This is a genomic window from Bradyrhizobium sp. 613_E4_N2_2 (genome assembly GCF_052075995.1).
GTDB classification, from domain to species: domain Bacteria; phylum Pseudomonadota; class Alphaproteobacteria; order Rhizobiales; family Xanthobacteraceae; genus Bradyrhizobium; species Bradyrhizobium barranii.
In genome coordinates, this window is record NZ_CP197234.1 from 1,058,637 (window position 1) to 1,079,844 (window position 21,208).

At 63.5% G+C, this 21,208-nt stretch carries 18 protein-coding genes; 8 read left to right on the plus strand and 10 right to left on the minus strand.

Annotated elements, in window-relative coordinates; all coding sequences use genetic code 11:
• From ureC to AB7290_RS04990, 5 genes are all read left to right on the plus strand, one after another.
• A complete protein-coding gene (gene ureC / locus AB7290_RS04970) occupies positions 1–1,704 on the plus strand; it encodes an urease subunit alpha (RefSeq protein ID WP_085403515.1) in 1,704 nt (567 codons plus the stop codon).
• A gap of 137 nt (positions 1,705–1,841) precedes the next feature.
• Positions 1,842–2,426: an urease accessory protein UreF gene (locus AB7290_RS04975; RefSeq protein ID WP_244623152.1), complete on the plus strand. Its 585-nt coding sequence runs from the start codon at positions 1,842–1,844 to the stop codon at positions 2,424–2,426.
• A complete protein-coding gene (gene ureG / locus AB7290_RS04980; RefSeq protein WP_085403517.1) occupies positions 2,423–3,112 on the plus strand; it encodes an urease accessory protein UreG in 690 nt (229 codons plus the stop codon). Before AB7290_RS04975 ends, ureG begins: the two co-directional genes overlap by 4 nt.
• On the plus strand, positions 3,109–3,420 hold the full coding sequence (locus tag AB7290_RS04985; RefSeq protein ID WP_085403518.1) for a chorismate mutase: 312 nt from the start codon (positions 3,109–3,111) through the stop codon (positions 3,418–3,420). Before ureG ends, AB7290_RS04985 begins: the two co-directional genes overlap by 4 nt.
• 75 nt (positions 3,421–3,495) lie before the next feature.
• Complete coding sequence (locus AB7290_RS04990) at positions 3,496–3,933, plus strand: VirK family protein (RefSeq protein WP_085403519.1); 438 nt, start codon at positions 3,496–3,498, stop codon at positions 3,931–3,933.
• A gap of 10 nt (positions 3,934–3,943) precedes the next feature.
• Here the strand turns inward: AB7290_RS04990 and AB7290_RS04995 are convergent, their stop codons facing one another.
• The 5 genes from AB7290_RS04995 to AB7290_RS05015 all read right to left on the minus strand — a co-directional run bounded on the left by AB7290_RS04995 (position 3,944) and on the right by AB7290_RS05015 (position 8,935).
• The gene (locus AB7290_RS04995) at positions 3,944–4,297 is read right to left on the minus strand and encodes a hypothetical protein (protein WP_085403520.1); all 354 of its coding nucleotides are present in this window, start codon (positions 4,295–4,297) and stop codon (positions 3,944–3,946) included.
• A 188-nt stretch (positions 4,298–4,485) separates the two neighbouring features.
• Entirely contained in the window at positions 4,486–5,265 is a 780-nt protein-coding gene (locus AB7290_RS05000) for a DUF2182 domain-containing protein (RefSeq protein ID WP_085403521.1), read from the minus strand.
• A 9-nt stretch (positions 5,266–5,274) separates the two neighbouring features.
• Positions 5,275–6,807 (minus strand): tyrosinase family protein, encoded by a 1,533-nt coding sequence (locus AB7290_RS05005; RefSeq protein WP_085403576.1) that lies wholly within the window; start codon positions 6,805–6,807, stop codon positions 5,275–5,277.
• A 354-nt stretch (positions 6,808–7,161) separates the two neighbouring features.
• Positions 7,162–8,199 carry a thermonuclease family protein gene (locus AB7290_RS05010; protein ID WP_085403522.1) on the minus strand — a complete coding sequence of 346 codons (1,038 nt, stop codon included), beginning with the start codon at positions 8,197–8,199 and terminating at the stop codon, positions 7,162–7,164.
• A 241-nt stretch (positions 8,200–8,440) separates the two neighbouring features.
• On the minus strand, positions 8,441–8,935 hold the full coding sequence (locus AB7290_RS05015; protein ID WP_028148879.1) for a hypothetical protein: 495 nt from the start codon (positions 8,933–8,935) through the stop codon (positions 8,441–8,443).
• Between the two features lie 284 nt (positions 8,936–9,219).
• Here AB7290_RS05015 and AB7290_RS05020 point away from each other — a divergent pair, with 284 nt between their 5' ends.
• The 3 genes from AB7290_RS05020 (at position 9,220) to AB7290_RS05030 (ending at position 14,371) form a co-directional block, all read left to right on the plus strand.
• Positions 9,220–12,276: an ATP-binding protein gene (locus tag AB7290_RS05020; RefSeq protein WP_085403523.1), complete on the plus strand. Its 3,057-nt coding sequence runs from the start codon at positions 9,220–9,222 to the stop codon at positions 12,274–12,276.
• A gap of 344 nt (positions 12,277–12,620) precedes the next feature.
• Positions 12,621–13,841, plus strand: a complete 1,221-nt coding sequence (locus AB7290_RS05025; RefSeq protein ID WP_085403524.1) for an OpgC domain-containing protein — start codon at positions 12,621–12,623, stop codon at positions 13,839–13,841.
• 41 nt (positions 13,842–13,882) lie between these two features.
• Positions 13,883–14,371: a DUF2059 domain-containing protein gene (locus tag AB7290_RS05030; protein ID WP_085403525.1), complete on the plus strand. Its 489-nt coding sequence runs from the start codon at positions 13,883–13,885 to the stop codon at positions 14,369–14,371.
• Between the two features lie 10 nt (positions 14,372–14,381).
• Here the strand turns inward: AB7290_RS05030 and AB7290_RS05035 are convergent, their stop codons facing one another.
• The 5 genes from AB7290_RS05035 to AB7290_RS05055 all read right to left on the minus strand — a co-directional run bounded on the left by AB7290_RS05035 (position 14,382) and on the right by AB7290_RS05055 (position 21,199).
• A complete protein-coding gene (locus tag AB7290_RS05035) occupies positions 14,382–15,878 on the minus strand; it encodes a sugar ABC transporter ATP-binding protein (RefSeq protein WP_085403526.1) in 1,497 nt (498 codons plus the stop codon).
• The gene (locus AB7290_RS05040) at positions 15,875–16,972 is read right to left on the minus strand and encodes a hypothetical protein (protein ID WP_085403578.1); all 1,098 of its coding nucleotides are present in this window, start codon (positions 16,970–16,972) and stop codon (positions 15,875–15,877) included. The genes AB7290_RS05035 and AB7290_RS05040 overlap by 4 nt, the downstream gene beginning before the upstream one ends.
• Positions 16,969–19,086 (minus strand): ABC transporter permease subunit, encoded by a 2,118-nt coding sequence (locus AB7290_RS05045; RefSeq protein ID WP_201266227.1) that lies wholly within the window; start codon positions 19,084–19,086, stop codon positions 16,969–16,971. The genes AB7290_RS05040 and AB7290_RS05045 overlap by 4 nt, the downstream gene beginning before the upstream one ends.
• An 83-nt stretch (positions 19,087–19,169) precedes the next feature.
• Positions 19,170–20,186 (minus strand): sugar ABC transporter substrate-binding protein, encoded by a 1,017-nt coding sequence (locus AB7290_RS05050; RefSeq protein WP_085403527.1) that lies wholly within the window; start codon positions 20,184–20,186, stop codon positions 19,170–19,172.
• A gap of 41 nt (positions 20,187–20,227) precedes the next feature.
• Entirely contained in the window at positions 20,228–21,199 is a 972-nt protein-coding gene (locus AB7290_RS05055; RefSeq protein ID WP_085403528.1) for an ABC transporter permease, read from the minus strand.
• Between the last annotated feature and the right edge of the window lie 9 nt (positions 21,200–21,208).

The following is a 21,208-nucleotide window of genomic DNA, read 5'->3' on the forward strand; positions in this document are numbered from 1 at the left end:
ATGCCCCACACGATGAGCCGCGCGGCCTATGCGCAGATGTTCGGCCCTACGGTCGGCGACAAGGTGCGCCTGGCGGATACCGACCTGTTCATCGAGCCCGAGAGGGACCTCACGATCTATGGCGAGGAGGTCAAGTTCGGCGGCGGCAAGGTCATTCGCGACGGCATGGGACAATCGCAGCTCACGCGCGCGCAGGGGGCGGTCGATACGGTCATTACCAACGCGCTGATCCTCGATCACTGGGGAATCGTCAAGGCCGACATCGCGATCAGGGACGGGCTCATTGCGGCCATCGGCAAGGCGGGCAACCCCGACATTCAGCCGGGTGTCTCCATCATCATTGGGCCGGGGACGGAAATCATCGCGGGCGAGGGCAAGATCATCACCGCCGGCGGAATGGATACGCACATTCATTTCATCTGCCCGCAGCAGATCGACGAGGCGCTCTTCTCGGGCGTCACGACCATGATGGGTGGCGGCACCGGACCTGCCGCAGGGACGACGGCGACGACCTGTACGCCGGGGCCATGGCACATCCATCGGATGCTCGAGGCGCTGGATGGGTTCCCGATGAACTTCGGCATTTTCGGCAAGGGCAATGCGAGCCTACCCGCGGGCCTGGTCGAGCAGATCGAAGCCGGCGCGTGCGGCCTGAAGCTGCACGAAGACTGGGGCGCAACGCCCGCATCGATCGACTGCTGCCTCTCTGTCGCGGACGACATGGACGTGCAGGTCATGATCCACACCGATTCCCTGAACGAAGGCGGGTTCGTCGAGCGCACGATCGCCGCGTTCAAGGGCAGGACGATCCATGCGGCCCATACGGAAGGGGCCGGCGGCGGGCATGCGCCTGACATCATCAAGGTCTGCGGCGAGAGCAACGTCATTCCGGCCTCGACAAATCCGACGCGTCCCTACACCGCGAACACGCTCGACGAAGCACTCGACATGCTGATGGTGACCCACCATCTGGACCGCCGCATTCCGGAGGATGTCGCCTTCGCGGAGAGCCGCATCCGAAAGGAGACGATCGCCGCCGAGGACATCCTGCACGACCTCGGCGCGTTCTCGATCGTGTCGTCGGATAGCCAGGCGATGGGGCGCGTCGGCGAGGTGATCACCCGGACATGGCAGACCGCCGACAAGATGAAGAAGCAGTTCGGGCGGTTGCCGGAGGAGACCGGGCAGAACGACAATTTCAGGGCGCGGCGCTACGTCGCGAAATACACGATCAATCCGGCCATCGTGCAGGGAATGTCACGCCATGTCGGTTCGGTCGAGGTCGGAAAGCTCGCGGACATCGTCGTCTGGGATCCGGCGTTCTTCGGGATCAAGCCCGACATGGTCCTGAAATCCGGCATGATCGTCGCCGCGATCATGGGCGACCCCAATGCGTCGATCCCGACGCCTCAGCCGGAATATTACCGGCCGATGTTCGGCGCCTTTGGCCGTTCTCCCGGCAGAAATTCCGTGACCTTCGTCAGTCAGGCCTCGCTCGAAACGACGAGACAATTGGGCCTGGCCAAGCAACTCCTGCCGGTCTCGAACACGCGATCGATCGGCAAGCATTCCATGATCCTCAACGACGCGCTGCCCCTCATGGAGGTCGATCCCGAAACCTACGAGGTGCGGGCCGACGGACGGCTGCTCACGTGTCCGCCGGTGAATGTGGTCCCGATGGCGCAGCGCTATTTCATGTACTGACGCGTTGCCGGCATGGTGGTGCGATGACAGACCAGAGTTATGGACAGCAGGCGCTGGCGTTCCTGAGGCTGCAGAGCTGGCTCTCGCCGTCGTTTCCGAACGGGGCCTACAGCTACTCGCACGGACTGGAGTGGGCCGTGGAGGCCGGCTATGTCTCCGATCGGCGCAGCCTGATCGATTGGCTCGAGGCCGACCTTTGCTATGGCTCCGGCCGAAACGAAGCCATCTTCTTCAGCGAAGCCTACCGATGCGTGGCCGAGGGCGTCGAGGACCAGCTTCCGGATCTGGCCGAGCTCGCAGCCGCTTCCCGCGGCACATCCGAATTCGTGCTCGAATCCGCCCAGCAATCGTCCGCGTGCCTTACGACCCTTCGCAGCGTCTGGCCGGATCGAATTCTGGACATGTTCTCCGACCCGAAATGCCCGCCCGTGCTGGCTGTCCTGCTCGGAGCGCGGGCGGCGCGCGAGCGGATTGCCGTCGAAATCGCGCTGCCGGCATTCCTGCACAGCTACGTCGCCAATCTGGTGAGCGCGGGCGTGCGATTGGTGCCTCTCGGCCAGACCGATGGTCAGCTTGCCATCGCGGCGCTCGAGCTGCCGATCCTGTCGCGCAGTGAAATCGCAAGCCGTGAGACGGTCGACGATCTCGGTTCGGCGGGCCTGATGGTTGAACTCGCGTCCATCGCACACGAGCTCCAATATACGAGGTTGTTTCGCTCATGAAGACGATTGAACGCGAGAGCAGGTCTCTCCGCACGTCCGGCATTGCGGCAACCAACGGGCCGCTGCGCGTCGGCATCGGCGGCCCTGTCGGTTCCGGAAAGACGGCGCTGGTCGAGGCGCTGTGCAAGCACCTGCGCGATTTCTACGAGATCTACGTCATCACCAACGACATCTACACCAAGGAGGATCAGCTCATCCTGACCCGCGCGCAGGCCTTGGCGGCAGAGCGCATCATGGGGGTGGAAACGGGTGGCTGTCCGCATACGGCCATACGGGAGGACGCCTCGATGAACCTGGCGGCGATCCACGACATGAACCTGAAGTTTCCGGACGCGGAGCTTTGCTTCGTCGAATCGGGCGGCGACAATCTCGCCGCCACCTTCAGCCCGGAGCTTGCGGACCTGACCGTCTACGTCATCGACGTCGCCGCAGGAGAGAAGATCCCGCGCAAGGGTGGGCCGGGGATCATGCGATCCGATCTGCTGGTGATCAACAAGATCGATCTGGCTCCCATGGTGGGCGCGAATCTGGAGATCATGGAAGCGGACGCACGGCGGATGCGAGGCGCGCGACCGTTCATCTTCTCCAATCTGAAGAGTGGCCAGGGTGTCGATGAGATCGCGGGCTTCATTCTGCAGAAGGGCGGGTTGTCCGCCGCGGCGCTGCCTGGAGGTGCCGATCGATGACGGATGATGACCAGGAGTTTGCCGGCGATCTCGCCAGGCTGCGCCGCAGCATCGACAATCTGGATGCGGCGATGGTGCACCTGCTCGCAGAACGCTTTCGCTGCACGGATGCGATCGGAGAGCTCAAGGCCAGGCATGGACTGGAATCCCGGGATCCCAGACGTGAAGCGGCGCAATTGAAGCGGCTTCGCATGCTCGCCGCACAGAGCGGGCTCGATCCGGACTTTACCCGGAAGCTGCATGCCCTGGTCGTTCGAGAGGTCATCACCAATCATGAGGCGGTGAAGTTCGAGTCGGGAGCCGGCTAGAGCGACGAATATCATCGCAAGCCTGCTCCGGCGAAACGAGGTCCAGCCGAGAGCCGCCATCCCTGGGAGCCACATTTGTCGAATGATCTGCGCAACTGCGCTGCCGCTCTGGCGATCGTAGCAAGCTTCTGGACGCGCCCCGCGATCGCGGACGAACCCGGAAACGCCGACTATGCGGCGCTGAACAAGGCGATCGTCGATGGCAAGGAATTTCGCATGCTCGTGGACCTTTCAGCCTGTCAAGTTCGCGGCACGGGCGCGGCGGGACCTCCGGTCAAGGCGAGCATGCGGTTTGACGGATACATGATCCAGCCTGACGGGACGATCGCTTTCGCGACGACCCATTTCACGGTGAGACCGGACAAGGCGGTCAGGGAATTCCTGTCGTTCAGGGTGCACCCAAACGGCAGGATCGAAGCGCGCACGATGATCCTGGACGCCGTCAATGACGCCGTTCTCAAGGATACGGCATTCGATTGCGAGATTGGAAAAGGCGCGACATTCCACTGGTGATGCGCGGTCGTTACGCGGACTGGTCGACCAGGCTGCCGGGCTGCTGGCCCTTCTTCTCCAGCTCCTTTTCGATGGCGTCCCGGATCTTCTGCTCCACCGCCGCTTTCTGGTCCGGGGTCATGTTGGCGAGGTCGGCCTCGCTGAGATTCATGCTCTTCAGAATGGCAGCCCGCATACGGTCGAAGGGATTCATCTTCGCGTATTTCAGGAATTCCTGCACGACGCTGCTGTCGCCCGATGCGCCATCTTCGCTTGCTTGCGAGGGCCCGCCATTGTCGGTCACCGACGGCTTCGATGCACCGGTCGCTGAGCCGGCTTTTGCAGGCTGGTAGCCGAAGATTGATGCTCCTGGCGTGACTTGCATGTTAGGCCCCTCGAGACGATCGCGAAGGGCAAGCAACGTGCGTGCCAAATCAATTCGTTGGATTTCCCGATGTTTCCGGGCTCGCGCTCATCGGCAGCTTGAAAAAATTGCCGGTGCGGCGGTGTCGCCGGCAAAGTTTGCCCGGTCGCCTGCGGGAATCGCGTCGTCGCGCGTGCCGTCGGCACCGATCAGGTTGCCTTCACTCCGGCGCTCTCCGAGCGTCGCCAAAGGCCGAGCCTGAACCATAGCAGCCTGGCAGCGGTCGATGGCCATCGCACCTCCCACGCCGGGCGCCGCGGTTTGTCCAGGCGCTCGGCAATCAGGAATGCACTGGTCGCGGCCATCGCCGGCAAATGCCCGCCTTGCGTCGCCAACGGAACGAGCATCAGCGCCCAGCAGGCTCCGCAACACCAGATCCCCTGGGTGACGCCATATCCGAGAGCAGCCAGATCGGCCCTGATCCCATACGCCGCTAGCGGCGGCTGGTCGTGGCAGTGGTTCAGGCAAATCTGTTTCCCGGGGGAGAATTGCCAGACCAGGACGAGCGATCCCGCCAATGCGATCGTGACGATCGATGATGATTGCACCAGTTGCAGCGCCAGGACGGCCAGCACGATGGGAACGCCACAGGCAACCCAGATGGCGCAATATCCGATCATGAAGAGCGCCATCGACCGCATGCGTCGGCGCGGCAGGCTTCGCGCACGCACGTGCCCAAGAGCGCCCGCGAGCATCGGCATCATCATCGCCGCGACCATCAGCATCCATTCGCCGGCGAGTCTTGCCGGCGAATAGAACGTCATGGCAAGGGCGAGCTGATCGAGCGACAGTGCCGGCCAGACATCGCTGTTGCAGAAGGCGACGAGCCTGCGCTGGTCCGACAACGCCACGACGGCCGCCCACGCGGCGGCTGCCGCGACGGTGAGCGGAATACGGATTTGCAGACGCTCGTAGGCCGCGGGCGTCATGAGCGGCCGTCAATCGCCCTGTCGGACGATGCTGATGCGGCCGACACTCACGTCGGCCGACTGCTGCACCGGCGCGACGGCCTGGAGACGAACGCCGACCTTTGCGAGATCGGTATTGCCCGAACCGGCGAACTCCGAATAGGGCTTGGTAATGTTCAGCGCGTACGACAAGCCGTCTCCCGCGTGCCCGGTATCGCCCTCCGTCGCCTTGGTGATGCCGAAGAGCCCGATGCTCCCGACCTGCCGCTCGAAGGACGGCGCGCCGTCCTTCCCCGCAAACTGCAGATACACCTGCAGCACGGTGGCGTCGGAATATCCGCGCACATTCTCCAGATTGAGGAAGACCTGCTCAGCGCGTGCCCCGGGCGCAGGGCCGGCAGCCAGCCTGGCGGCAACTTTCGTATGCGTACGCGCATCAAGCTGGACGGAGGTCTCGGCGCCTTTCCCAGCGACGGGAAGCGCTTGGGCATTGGCGCCAAGCACCTCAACTGCTGCTCCAGTCGATCTCGCCATCGCGACCGCTCCGGGTGATGTCGCTGTCCTGCCGGCGACGGCCGCCAATGGCGCGCCTGCCGGCGAGAAATCGCTGTAAGTATAGCCCACCCCGGCAAAGTCCGACATCTGTTCCGGCGTGTACTCCCACTGCGAGCCGTCGGGGAGAGGAACGACAAATTTGTGCTGGCCGAGGCTGGCAGGTCCCTTCTTCCAGCTGGCTTCTTCCGGATCCGTGTTTTGGGAATCGCTCTGCCTCCAGCTTTGCCACAGCCGATCGATATTCGCGTGGTGCAGCCAGAAGATGGGATCCAGGCCGGCCGTCACCGGTGACGACATCAGTCCCGGCAATGGCCTCGTGCTCGCCTCCGGGAACATCTTCTCGCCGCCGACAAGGCCGTGAACCTGGTCGTGCGGTTGACTTTCGATGTCGCCATGCTTGGTGCCGCCGTGCTCGAAGCCGGTGTCGATGCCACCGAAGCCGCGGTCGCCGCCACTTGCCACACCGGTGAACTCGTGAACGTCCATCGCGTCCAGGTTCACGGCGTCGAGCGGGACGAAGACCTTGCCGGGCTGCGAGGGATCGCCGGGTCCCCACCGCTGTTCAATGAAGAGGGGATTGTTGCCTGTGCCGTCCGGCCAGTCCGGGCTGCCGAATGCCGGCGGCAAGCCATCCTGACCGGGTTTGAAGTAGTTCCAGTAGGGCAAGGTCCAGTCAGGCGGCCCGCCGAGCGTCACGACGGTCGAACGAATGAGCTTCTCAAATCCGATCAGATAGCCGCGGTGCCACGGCAGAAAATACCAGCTGCCGTGCTGACATTGCTGCCAGAACTCGTCGAAGTCGGCCTGGGCAGGAACTTGCTCGGCAGGCGCCTTGTAGCCGTAGAACTCCCACAGGCCCTGATGATAGCCGTGCATGCCGGCCCAGAAGCGCCAGCTGGTTCGATCGTTGAGCGGCTTCGGCCTCAATGCGCCAACCGCGCGCGCGTACCAGAGAATCGGATCCGCCCAGTCGCCGCCAAGCTCCCACACGTTCTGTCGAACCAGCATGCCGTTCTCCTTGTCGCTTGACTGCGGCGCCGGCCGGCCGAGAGAACGGGCAGGCGGCTCCGCCGGATTGATCTTCCTCTCATCCACCAGCTCGCCTTGAGAGCCGGCATCTTGGGTCACTCGGACTTCGACCGAGGACGCCCTGCAATCGCCGCGGCCAGGAAAATAGACGAAAAATCTATGGTTGTGTAGTAGCGAATTCTAACCGTTAGCGCGAGCGGTCTTTGATCGGCCAGGCTCGGCCGCCGGAAATGCCTGCAACGACAGGAGAATAGCGGCGCATGAACGTGCGAGCTCACGGCCGGCAACAATCTGCGACAAAACGCCGTCAATCCCGGTCGGCCGCGCGCGTCCTCAGAACGTCGTGATCGGCTTGCCGTCCGCCCCCACGAGGCTCGACGGCGCTTCGCCGAACACCAGCCCCTCCGGCTGAAACTTGATCGTCTTGCCGCCCTCGACGAAGTCGGCGAAATTGCGCGGCGTGGCCGAGTGCACACCGTTGGTCAGGAAGTCGTCGATCTCGTAGCAGGTGTCGGGCTTGCCGCCGGAACCTTCGCCCAAGAATTTCTGGAAGGTCTGGCTCGTCACCTTCGCCTTCTTGCGCGCCGACCAGTTGGTGTAGCGGCGATAGAGCTTTGGCAGGATCACCGGGCCCTTGTCGGTCGCGAGCACGTCGGTCTCGTTCTTCCTGGGTTCGCGCAGGTCGAAGTCGAAGGCGGGAATCGTCTTGGCGAGATGCTTCCAGACCGGCAGCTTCTGCGCGCGTGCGGGCTTCGCAAGCGCGAGGAAGGCCTTGATCTCGTCGTCGTTCATCGAAGAATAGAAGGTCGGATAGGCAAAGCCCTGCTCGACCAGCCAGTGGTTGATGTCGATTTTCTTGCCGGCGACCGTCACCTCGATGTCGCCGACCAGCCGGCCATAGGTGTCGAACACCTCGTTCGGCGCATCGACATGGGTGAACACGCGGCAGGCGAGCGTCGGCCCGCCGGCGCTGCTGAGGAAGTCATGCAGCGCCTTGCTCGTCGTCGCGCCAAGAAACTGCCGGTAGGGGTGTGTGACCTCGTGATAGGCCTGCCGCTTGGCGTCGCTCAGGCCCTTCTTCTCGGCGGCCGAGAGCGGCGAGGGCTGATAATGCAGCTCCGGCGCGTCGATGCCCTGAAGGCGAATGGTGAGCTTGCCGTTCTTGATCGGCGCCGTCGCGGTCCGGCCCTTGACCTTGGCGCCCTCGAAGACGTGGGTCGGCTGGAACGGCACCTGGTCGTTCTTGCGGAAGCGGATCGCGTCAGGGGCGACATTCACCACGACCTTGGTCGTGTCGGCGTCCGACCGGCCCTCCGGCCAGAACTGGCCGACATCGATGGTGCCTACGACCTCCAGCAGTCCAACGGGCATCGGCCGCTCCTGTCAAACGAACGCGGCGACTGCTTCAAGCAGGCGACTCGCACGCGCACGGCGGAAGCGGATCATTTTCGTGCGACAGGTCCATGACAGGGCGCGGCCGCGAGACAGTGCAACGCGGCCTTCGAGCGGAGAGGGCGGGGCATGATTGGTCCGTCGTGCAACGCATGCTGTGGCGACGACGGACCATCTTCGATTGGTGCGGAAGCCTCCGCGCTGCCGCTCCCGCTCGGAATCAGGGGCGGTACGGACAGACCATCGTCAGGTGGAGCAGCGTCGGCGCCTGGTCCTCACCGTTGTCGTACTCCCACTCCAGCCGGATCTCGTGCCGGTCGGCATAGGCATCGCTCGCCGCGTGGGTGATGATATTGGTCTTCATCGGGATCGGCGGCTCGGAATTGAAGCACTTCCGCACGCAGGCATCGAGCAGCGCGCATCGCGTCAGCGGGATCACGCCGGGCTCGTCCTTGGACAGCGGGACCGTATTCAACTGCGTGGTGAGGTCGACGCGAGCCCGTCCCTTCTCCTTGTGCCAGTACGCCGCGCTCCCGTCCGGCCATTTGTCCGCCGGCGTCAGGATCAGATGGTACTGGCCGTACTCCAGGGTCGGCACGTGGATGTCCGGCGACGCCTTGAGGATGTCCACGCTCCTCTGCATATTTTCCAGAGGGAAATAATTGTCGTTCATCAAATCTTTGAATGAAGCCCCGGTGTAAGTTCTCGACCCCATCGTCTTTTCCCTCAATATGTCCTTGGCTTTGTGAAAATACATACAGCTCCGCGACGCCGGTTAGTTTTGCCAACCCGGCTTCGCCGAATATATGCCCCATCTTTGCTGGGATTTGCATAGGCTACCACTCAGGACTGTGTTTCGTCCAGATCGCCAACCGCACCGTGCTCCGCTAACGGCGATGGGCAAGTCCGATTGCTAAGCGGTTCTTGATAGGTATTCTTACCACGAGTTGCTCGCGGGCGCTGGACGACAGCGACGCCGCGATCCTTGAAGGCGCAGGAATGCATTGCTTCGCGTGCCAGTCGGCGATTGATTCGGACGATAGCTGGTGCTCCAAGTGTGGGGCGGCGGTACGTCGGCGTGCTGATCCCGACAGCGAGCGGCGGTTTGTGACAATTCTCCGAGCCGACGTCATCGACTCCACAGGGCTTGTTGCCGAATTGGAGCCGGAGGAGGCCGTCTCACGCCTGGAGCCAGCGCTGGCGGCCATGAGGGGCGCGGTACGCCAGTTTGGCGGCATCGTCAGCAAGGAGTTGGGGGACGGCTTGGCCGCTGTCTTTGGTGCCCCGATCGCCGACGACAACCATGCTCCGCTGGCCTGCCATGCGGCCATCGAGCTTGTCCGGCGGGTCGGCAGCCTTGGCGATCCCGGACTTCAGGTTCGGGTCGGCCTCCATTCGGGGCACGTCGTCGCCTATATGGTCGCCAGCGAGTTTTCCAAGGTCTACGAGATCGGAGGAGCCGCTCAGCATCTTGCCGCGAGGCTGGAGGCCGCGGCCGAGGCCAATCGGATCTACGTGTCGGAGGCCTGCCAGAAACTCGCGGATGGACATGTCCGATTCGAAGCCTTGGGTCGCAAGGTGCTGCGCGGTTTCAACGAGCCGCTGCCGGTCTACCGTGTCGTCGGAGCGAGCGACCTTTCAAGCTGGCGGGTGCGACGAGCGCGGAGCGTTTCGCGGTTTGTCGATCGCACGACTGAGCGGGCCCTTTTGGCACGTGCCGCGGAGAGGTCCAGTGCAAGCCGGCAGACGGTCCTGCTGATCGGCGATGCAGGCATCGGAAAATCGCGGCTCGCGCATGAGTTCGCCCAGGAGCTCAAGTCCGATGGCTGGCGGCTGATTGACGCCGAGTGTAGTCCGAACCTTCAGGGCGTGCCGTTCAGCGCGCTCAAGCGCACCATACTTTCGATCATCGAACTTGCCGCCAGAGATTCGGATAGTCTGGTCGACATCCGAAAGGAGTTGCCGGCAATCCATCAGCTCGCGATCGATTCCATATTGGATATTCCGGTCGCGGATCATCGCTGGAGTGAACTGGAGCCTTACGCGCGCGCGCGTGCCATTTCCGATGCAAGTTGCGCCATCGTGCAAAGCCTGGCCTTTCAACAGCGTACGGTTCTTCTCATCGAGGACCTGCACTGGATCGACCGAGCCAGCGATGCGGTTGTTGCTGCAATTGCGTCGTTACAGAGTCCCAACCTGATAGTTTTTCTCACGAGCAGGCCGAACGGCATGCCCGAGTGGATCGCACGCTGCCATGCGGAAGTGATTGCAATGCGCCCTCTGGATGACGATTCGGGATTGGCCATGTTGGCCGATATGCTCGGACCGTCGGCGATGAACACCGATTTGAAGAACCGGATCATCTCTCATACTGCCAACGTTCCTCTATTTCTCGAGGAAGTCTGCCGTGGACTGAAAGATAGTGGCACGCTTCGCGGTCAGTGGGGTGACCTTGCGCTCGTTCGACCTATTGACGAGCTCGGCATCCCTACCAGCATTCAGGGGGTGATTGCGGCGCGGCTCGATCGTGTCTCAAGGCAGGAGCGCTCGGTTCTCCAAATAGCGGCGGCGCTGGGGCCGCGCTCAAGCGTGATGATGCTGCGGAACGTCGCCGCGCTGCCCGAAGACATCCTCCAGGATTGCCTCGGAGCGCTCGACCGAGCCGAGATCCTCGTCAGGATCGATAGTGAACTTGAGGACTCGATCGAGTTCCAGCACGAGATGGTCCGCCAAGTGACCTACGAGTCGATGGTCGAAAAGGTGCGCGAAAATATACATGGGCGAATACTTGCGGCCTTCGAAAGCGACGAGACATGGAGCGACGGTCCTGACACGCTTTGCTACCACGCAATGCGCGCGAAGGATTGGCTGAAAGCGTTCGGGTACGGGAGAGGTGCCGCGCAGAAATGTCTTGTGCGCTCGGCGTATGCCGATGCGGTCGACTATTTCGGGATCGCGATGAGTTCGCTCGACAAGATGCCGATGACTCTCTCGCGGGAGGCAGATGCAATTGACCTCCGGATGGAGGCGCGAATGGCATTCATCTGGTCCGGTCAGGTTGCCGAGTGGATCGATCTCGGAAAAGAGGCCGAACGCCGGGCTAGTGGAATTGACGACATCGGAAGAAAGGTCGCCGCCATGACCGTCATGGCGGGTGGACAGAATTTCTACGGAACGCCAACTGAAGCGGTTGCGCTCGGCCAGGAGGTCGTTGGCCTCGCCGAGAAGTCAGGCAACCCGGGTTGGCGCAACCTTGCACAATACAATCTGGGACAGGCCTATTTTCTCGCCGGTCGATATCGCGAAGCGGAGCAGATGTTGGCGCAAGGCGGCGCTAATCTCATGGGGCCGGACGCAAGCGCGCCCTTCGGAACTCCCCCAAAATACACGCTCCTCCTCTGCTGCATGATGAAGAGCTTCACGCACACCGTCATGGGTGAGCTCGACACCGCTGGCCAGCTCCAGCAACAAGCCGCTGCGATCGCGGAGGAGACGGGCCGCCCCTACGACCGCGTCGCCGCCGCCTATAGCGGCGGCTGGCTGATGCTCGGCCGCAATGAGCCGGCCGCGGCCGCTGCCATTCTCGAAGACGGTTTTGTGCTGGCGCAGAAGCACGGCATCCGGCTGTTCGTGCCGGTGCTCGCCTGTCATCTCGGCATCGCCTATCTGGAGCAGGGGCTGTTCGACCGGGCGCGCGGCATGCTGGCCGAGGCGCGCGAGGAGGCGAAGGCGGTCGGCTATACCTCGGCGGTGCTGCGCAGCTCGATCTACCTTGCGCTCGCAACCTTCCGCCTCGGCGACGTCCAGGCCGCGCAGAACATGCTGCGCGAGGCGCGCAACACCGCCCGCCAGCAGGGGTTTTCCGGCCTCGAGGCCGAGGCGCTGTTCGGCGAGGCCGTGGTGACGCCGCCGACGGATGCGGCGAACAAGGCCGCGATCATCGTCGCCTTGCGCGCGGCCATCGCGATCGCCTCCGAGAGCGGCGCGCTGCCGCTCCAGCACAAGGCCGAGGCGATGCTGACCGAGATGCTTGCCCGGGGCGGCGAGCTGACCTGACCCTGCTCCCTCCCTGGCGTGCGATCGTACCGCCGGGCTGATTTTTTGCCCGACGGGCCGTTTGAGTTTCGCAGGCAAAGCAAGGACTTAAGAGACCGTCTCTACTGTGCATGGGGTTGTTTTCGACATTTTACAGGGAGGACCACCACCTCCAGCCGGCGCCGTTCAAGGTCTCATGACTTGCCGGACGCGGTCTGTGCGCCCCGATGACGAAGCCCCTTGCACGGACGCCAAGGTCGGCTACCGTCGGCACTAGCCGCAGGGCCAGGTGACTTTTGATTTACATTTTTTAGCATCTTCTTCGGCGCCGCGACGGCGCGACGCCCACCGGACGAGGCGGGGCCATGAGCACACGGGACCAGTCAGCTTTGTTGGCGCCGGTCGAGCGCGATTTGCGGCTCGATCTCTTCCGCGGCATCGGGTTGTGGATGATCTTCCTCGATCACATCCCGCACGACGTCGTGGCCTGGCTGACCTTGCGCAACTACGGCTTCAGCGACGCCGCCGAGTTCTTCGTCTTCATCTCCGGCTATCTGGTCGGCTGGATCTACGGGCCGATCGTCGCCGGTGGCTGGTTTCTCGCCGCGCTGAAGCGGCTGTGGCGGCGCGCGGGCGAGATGTACGTTGCCCACATCATGCTGTTCCTGCTGTTCACGGCGCAGATCGCGCGCACGGTCAGGAGGTTCGACAACCCGATGTATGCGGACGAGTTCAACGTTCACAATTTTCTCGACCATCCGGACATCCTGATAGGTCAGGCGCTTTCGCTGCGCTACAAGCCGGTCAATCTCGACGTGCTGCCGCTCTACATCACGCTGGTGCTCGCCGCGCCCTTCATCGTGTGGGGCCTGGTGCGCCGGCCGAACCTGACGCTGGCTGCCTCCGTGGTGTTGTATGTGTTGGCGCGCCGGTTCGACTGGAACATCGCCTCCTATCCGCCGGGCACGACCTGGTACTTCAACCCGTTCTGCTGGCAGCTGATGTTCGTGTTCGCGGCCTGGTGTGGCGTCGGCCAGATCGACAAGATCGCAACATGGGTGTGGTCGAAGGCGGTGATGGGACTGGCGGCGGCCTGGCTCGCCTTCGCGTTCCTGATCGTGATGACCTGGCACATCCCTGCGCTCGAGGCGCTGATCCCGAAATGGATGATCAAGGCGATCTACCCGATCGACAAGACCGACCTCGACATGCTGCGCTTCACGCACTTTCTGGCGCTGGCGGTCTGGGTGATCTATTTTATCCCGCGCCACTGGAAGGCGTTGCATTTGAAATGGCTGCACCCGGTCATCCTCTGCGGCCAGCATTCGCTGCCGATCTTTTGCCTCAGCGTGTTCCTGTCGTTCTCGGCGCATTGGATCCTGATGCAATTCACCAGGGGCGTCTGGGAGCAACTCGCCGTCTCGTTCGCCGGCTTCGTCATCATGTTCGGGGCGGCGTGGCTGCTCGACCGCGCCGAGCGGGTGCCCAGCCTCTTCGTCAAGGTGACGGATGTCGACGACGAGCGGGAGGCCGCCGCCGAAGGCGCGCCGGTAACGATCATCGGCGCGGCTCCGGCTCGCCGCTGAGAGCACATCGCGTCGCCGGGACGATTTTTCGGGAGAGATGCATGTCGAGATTTTTGTTGACGATTGCCGGCGCCCTCCTGCTCCTCGTCTGCAACGCGTCGGCGCAAGCGCCGTCGCCCGAGGCGATGGATGCTGCGCGAAAACTCGTCGCCACGCTGAAGATCGCTGATCAGTATCGCGCGGCGCTCCCGCAGCTCCTGCTCAAGCTGAGACCCGTGGTCGCGCAGGACCGGCCTGAGATCGAGCGCGACTATGACGCAATGACGGCGCCGGGCTCCGACATCTACGCGCCGTTCTTTGCCTCGATGATCGACCAGATCGCCGCGCTCTATGCCCAAAACTTCACCGTCGACGAGCTGCGCCAGATCGAGGCGTTCTATGCCCAGCCTGCTGGCCGGAAGTTTATGGAAAAGTCCGATGCGCTGGCGCAGGCGAGCGCGCAGATCGGCCAGGACGTCAGCCAGAAGGCCGCAGATGAACTAAAGCTGCGCCTCATCGAGGCGCTGCGCCAGAAAGCGCACAAGCCGTAGACCGTCATGCTCAGTGGATCGCGGCGTACATGATCCTCTCCTCTGTCGCCTCCAGTGCGGAGAATTCCTCCACGACCTTGCCCTGGCGCGAGACCAGGATGCGGTCGGAGAGCGCCATGATCTCGGGCAGGTAGGATGAGATGACCACGACCGCCTTGCCCTCGTCGGCGAGCTGGTTGATCAACTCGTGGATCTCGACGATGGCGCCGACGTCGACGCCGCGCGTGGGTTCGTCGAAGATGATCAGGTCGGGCTCCTGAACCAGCGATTTGGCGATCACGACCTTCTGCTGATTGCCGCCGGAAAGCTCGACCACCTTGCCGTCGTTGCCGATCGCGCGAACCTTGAGCCGTTCGATCCAGGTCCTGCCGATCGCCTCGTTCTCTCGCCGCGACAGCATCATGCGGCCCTTGGGAAATTTCGACAGAAGGCCGAGATAGATGTTGCGTGCGATCGAGGACGTCTCGAAGAAACCTTCGACCTTGCGGTCTTCAGTCACATAGGCGATGCCGGCCTGCACCGCCGGCGCCGGCACCCGGTAGCGCACCGGCTTGTCGTGCAGCAGGATCTCGCCGCCATGGAAGAAGTCGCGCTTCAGCACGCCGGAGACGATCTTGAACGTTTCGGTGCGGCCGGCCCCGACGAGGCCGAACACGCCGGTGATCTGGCCCGCGAATACCGACAGGGAATTATTCTTCACCATCGGCGCCATCTTCAGGTTCTGCACCGTCAGCACGCGCGCGCCGGCCGGCCGCACGCTGCTCTTTCGCGCACCGTAGAGCGTGTTGGAGAGGTCGCGCCCGACCATGGCCTGCACGATCGCCGCGCGGTCGAAGTTGGTGGCATCGTCGGTGACGACGTGCTTGCCGTCGCGCAGGACCGTGATGCGGTCGGCGAGCAGCAAAGCTTCTTCCAGGGCGTGCGAGATGAAGACGATCGAGACGCCGCGCTTCTTGAGATCGCGGACGAGGTCAAAGAAGTATTTCTTCTCTTCCGGCGTCAGCGACGCCGTCGGCTCGTCGAAGATGATGACCTTGGCGCGGTGCAAAACCGCGCGCGCGATCTCCACCATCTGCTTCTTGGCGGCGCCGAGGCCGCCGACGGTGGCGGTCGGCGTGACGTCGAAATTGAGTGATTGCAGGAACTGTTGCGCAGCGATGTAGATGCCGCGCAGGCGGTTATAGAACTTCTCCTGCCCGAGAAACAGATTCTGCGCCACCGTCATGGTCGGGACCAGGCTGTTTTCCTGGAACACCATGGCGATGCCGAGATTGCGCGCCTCCAGCGGTGTCCGTGGTGCGACGTCGGCGCCGTCGATCGTCATGGTCCCTGACGTCAGTGTCACCACGCCGGCCATCACCTTGGTCAGTGTCGATTTGCCGGCGCCGTTCTCGCCGACCAGCGCGTGGATCTCGCCGCGGCGGAGGTCGAAGTCGACCCCGTCGATGGCGGGCACGCCGGCGTAAAGTTTTGTGGCCTTGCGCAGCGAGAGTGCGATGTCGCTCATGAGCGGAACTCCTCGGCAAGACCGGACAGCGGCAGTCGCAGCACGCGGCCCGGTCCCTTGGCGATCAGGACGAGATCGCCGCCCATCTCGATCGCCGCAACGATACCGTGATTGGCGCCGTCGACCCGGCTGTGCAGCGAATAGAGCGGCTGGCCATCTGCATCGAGTCGGATGACGAGGCCATAGGAGCGCGGCGGCGCCCACGGCTTGATCACGCCCATGGTCTTGATGTGTGCACCCTGCATCGGCTCCTTGAACGAGAAGCCCGAGCGCAGGCGTGGGGCAACCCAATATGCTGGATCGATCTCCGCCATCATGCGGCGCCGGTAGGCCGGCTCGCGCAGCACGAACTCGATCAGCTGCGTGCGCGCGGTGAAGGCGGTGAGCCAGTAGCCGCCGCCCGCGGCCTTCGACAGCCGCGAGGGGTAGACGGGAAGGTGAGCGAGCACGGTCCGCGGCGGTGCGCCCGGCGCAACAAGGACGAGCCGGTGGCGCCAGCTCTCGCTGACCAGCACGCCATTGCCATGCGCGCAGGCGCCGAAGGCATGGCCGAGCCCCTGAGCCAGCGGTGTCACGGTCTTGCTGGCGGGATCGAGCCTGAACACGCGGCCGGTCCGGTTGAGTTCCATCAGGTCGCGCGCCCAGTCGTCGACGCCGCATGTCGCCGAGCCGTCCGTCGCGATCAGCGTGCCGTCGTCCGCTAACGCGAGCGCGTTGACGGCGTTGAACGCGCCATCCGCAAACGTCACGCTTGGCTGCTCGGCCGAGGGGCTTGCGTAGAGCCGCACCTCGCGTCCCCCGAGCGCAACCGCAAGACCGCCGCCGGGGAGGGCACACAGTGCCGAGATTGGCCGCTCGAAGCTGCGGACTTCCGATGCCGTGCCGTCATTCAGAGACAGCAGCCGCTGGCCGTCCGCGATGAAGAGGTTGCGGCCATCGGTGGCGAGATCCTCCGGCGCCTCGCATGTCAGCAAGGTTTCGGCGGATTCCAGCTTCTGGTTGGGCTTCAATGCGCCGTCGAAGGACGGCACGGTGATGGTGGCGTCGCCGCGCCCGAGAAAGCGGTTGGCGAACTCCCTGACGGCCGCGATCACGACAGCTTCCCCCATCGCTTGTCATACTGGACGAAGTTCGGATCGGCGTTGTCGAGCTTGTAGCGGCCGATCCGGTTGTTGAGGATGCCGCCGAGATAGAGATAGCCGCGATGCTCGCGCATCGAGGTGATCATCGGATGGTTTTCGCCGCGCAGGTCCCAGAACGATTCGACGATCTTGCCCTGCTCGTTGAACTTGACCACGCAGCCGGTGTTGATGTTGGGGAATAGCCACTCATCGACCGGAACGCGCTTGCCCATGCGGCGACGGAAGCCGGGCATCTTCCAGGCGAGGTCGAGCGAGGGGCTGCGCATGCCGACCAGTGCCAGCCAGTAATTGCCGTCGGAGGCGAGGTTGATGTTATCGGGGTAGCCCGGCAGATTGTCCATGACGACCTCGACCTTGCCCTTCTTTGACCCTGCGAACCAATAGCGCTTGATCGAGCAGCCGAAGGTTTCGGCGAACAGAATCGACTGGCCGTCGCTGGCGACGCAGATGCCGTTGGGGAATTTGAGGCCGCGCAGTTCGGTGCGCGTCACGCCGGTCTTGGTGTCGTAGGAGATGATGCGGCCATTGCCGCGCGCCTCGAGGCCGTCGATCGGCCATTCGTCCATCTCGTAACGCACGGTTGCCTCGGAGAAGAAGATCAGGCCGTCGTCGGTGATGTCGAGATCGTCGGCGAGCCGCAGGCGGCTGTCGTCGTTGACCGAGCGCATGCTGCGATTGGTCTCGTCGGTCGCCTTTTCAACCGTGCCGTCAGGCTTGATCCGGTAGAGCCCCATGCCGCCGATGCAGACGTAGAGATTGTCCTCGCGGTCGAAGGCCATGCCGAGTGGTTGACCGCCGATATGGGCGAACACCTCCATCTTCTGATAGTCGGGCGCGAGGAAGCGCATGATGTCGCCGTGGCGCGAACCCGCATAGAGATTGTCGTGGCGGTCGAGGATGACGTCCTCCGGCGCCTCGATGCGGCCGAGGCCGATCGACTCGACGTTGCGCAGCTTGTCGTTCTGCTCGAACGGGCCGCCTTGCCCGATCTCGGTCGGCGGCGGTGGCGGCAGCGCGTGATAGGTGGGGGCCACGTAGACCTTGCTGATGATGCGCGTCCGGTTCTTCTGCCAGCGGATGTCGACCATGGCAGCAACGAGCAGGATGCCGGCAAGCGCCATCCGGTTGACGCCGCCACGTGCATTCATGGTCGTCAGGCCATTGGTGATCAGGAGCACGATCAGCACCCCGACTGCCGATTTGGCGACCGAGCCCTTGCCGCCGCCGAGCGTGATGCCGCCCAGCACCGTCGCGGTCAGCACGATCACCTCCAGGCCGACGCCGATGTCGCCACCGACGGTGCCGAGCCGGGACGCGAAGAACAGCGCACCGATGCTGGTCAGCACGCCGCTTGCGACGTAGCAGAGCGCGATGGTGCGGCGGACGGGGATGCCGGAATTGTACGCCGAGCGACGCGAGCCGCCGATCGCGGCGATGTGCCAGCCCGGGCGCAGCCGGGTCATGAAGATATGACCGAAGATGGCGATGACGATATAGACGAGCGCCACGGTCGGAATGCCGAAGACGCTGCCGCTGCCGATGAAATCCCAGGACGGGATGTCGGGGAAGGCCGACGCGATCGCGTTGGAGTAACGCTGGATCAGGAGATCGTAGGCCGAGCGGTAGATGATCAGGGTGATCAGCGTGGTGATGAAGGCCCGCAGTCGCAGATATCCGATCAGGATGCCGTTGACGGCGCCGAGCAGCGCACCGCAAAGCAGGGTGGCCGCCACCACCGCCGGGACCGGCCAGCCCAGCACGTCGAGCAGATAGAGGGCACAGAAATCGGTCAGTGCGAAGATCGAACCGACGGAGAGGTCGATGCCGCCGACGATGACGACCAGCGCCAGCCCGAGCGCGATGAAGCCGATCTCTCCAGCCTGGCGCGCGGTGTCGGCGAGGCTCGCTGGCGACAGGAAATTGTCGATGGACCGGCTGAGCGCGAGGCCGACGATCAGGAGGAGGATGACCGGGATAGCTGTCTCGGTCCATCGCTTGGACAGGATTTCACCGAGGAGATGATCGGGCCAGTAGCGGTAACGCAGGCTTGTCAGAGTGTCGCGCATCGGAATTCCGGGACCTTGCAAGTTTCGAGACCGCGTCCCGGACGTGAGATCGTCCGGGACGCCAGGGTCTTGCGTCGCGACAATTATTTCTTGAGGTCGCTGAGATTCCAGCAGGCCATCTGGCTGTCGGCGTTCTCCTTGGTGATCGGAATGAGCGTGGTGTATTCCGAGCCCTTGACCGAGCCGGGCTTGACGCCCGACGACAGCAGCCATTTGATGGTGCCGGCCATCTGCGCGGCCTGGGTCGGCACGTCGTAGCTCATGTTGAGATCGAACGCGCCCGACTTCACCAGTTCACAGGCGCCCTTGCGCTCGCCGCCGCCTGAGGTCGCGACAAACACCTTGCCGGTGAGGCCGGCTTCCTTGACCGCCGCCGCGGTGCCGATGTCCATGCCATCCCAGAAGCCGACGATGCCGCAGAGATCGGGATTTTGCTTCAGCACCGTCTGCGTGATCGCCTTGGCCTTGGCGGCGTCCCAATCGGCGGCCTGCCTGGAGACCACCTTGATTTCAGGGTGCTTGGCCAGAACGTTCTCGACGCCCTTCAGCGTATAGGCGCTCGCGGCGGCCGACAGCGCACCCTGGATGATCGCGATCTTGTTGGACTTGCCCTCGCAGGCCTTGACCACGCCTTCGGTTTGGCGTTCGCCGATCTCGACCCAATTGGCGCCGACGAAGGCCGAGCTGCGATAGGCAGAGCCCATGTTGATCTGGATGACGTAGATGCCTTCGTTCTCGGCGCGCTGCAGCAGCTTGGCGTAGGTCTGCACGTCCGGATTATGAACCACCATCACCGCCGGCTTCTCCGAGATCAGCGAGGTGACGGCCTGCGCGCCGGCATTGGTGTTCCAGTTGGCGTCGCGGATCACGAACTTGACGCCGAACGGCTCGAGCTCCTTCTTTAGTCCGGCATACCAGCCCTCGGTGAGGTCGAAATTCATGGCGACCGGCACATAGGCCACGGTCTTGCCGGCCAGTGCCTCCTTGAACGGCTTCTGGAATGGCTCGTCGAGGCCCTGCTGGGCCAGGGCCGGGGCGGTCATCGCCGCAAGACCCAGTGCGGCAACGATTGTCTTTGTCGGGCTGCCGAAATGCTTCATTGCTTCCTCCTTGGTTGTGGTCGTCGTTATTGTTGGATCGCTTAGATGTCGCCCTGTTGTGCCGTTTCCTCGTTGCGCGGATTCAGGAAGGAATCCGTGATGACGGCGAGCAGCAGCACCACGCCCTTGATGAGATTCTGCCCGGCGTAGGAGATGTCCATGATGGTCATGCCGTTGAGCATCGTTCCGATAACGAGCGTGCCGATGACGACGTTGAGCACGCCGCCACGGCCGCCTGACAGCCCGATGCCGCCAAGTACGACGACCAGGATGACGTCATAGATAAGCGTCGAGTTGAAGATGCGGGTCGGCATCGAGTTGACGGATGCCGCCATCACGAGGCCGGCAAAGCAGCCGATCAGGGCGGTGATCACATATTGCAGGACGATGATCGGGCGAGAGGGAATGCCGGTGACACGCGCGGCGTAGGGGTTGTCGCCGATCGCATAGATATAGGCGCCCCAGCGCGTCTGGCGCAGCAGGAACGCGACCACGACGCAGGCGATTGCGAACATCCAGATCGACGTCGGAATGCCGAGAATGGTGCCCTGTCCGAGCCGCTCGAAGCCGTCCATGCCCGGGCTCCATTGCACGACGTCGAGCTGGAACAGTGCGGTCTGCCCGAGCCCGGCCAGCAACAGGCCTGACGCCAGCGTCGCAAACAGCGAAGGGACTTCGGCATAGGCGATCAGCCAGCCGTTGACGAGGCCAAAGGCAATCGTGAGCAGGACGGCGGTCAGCAGCGAGGCCGGTAGCGAATGACCGTTCTGCACCATCTGGAGCACCAGTCCCGGCGGCACCGCAAGGGCTGCGATCAGCGAAATGTCGATGCCGCGTCCGATCACGACGATCGCCATGGCAAGGCCGAGGATGCCGAGCACTGCCACGTTCTGGAGCAGCGTCAGCATGTTGTCCGGCGTCAGAAAGCCGCGCAGGAAGATCGAAAACACAAGGAACAGCAGCGCAAAGACTGCGAAGACGATCTCTTGCTGATTGAAACGAAAGCGCTTCATCCCCGTCTT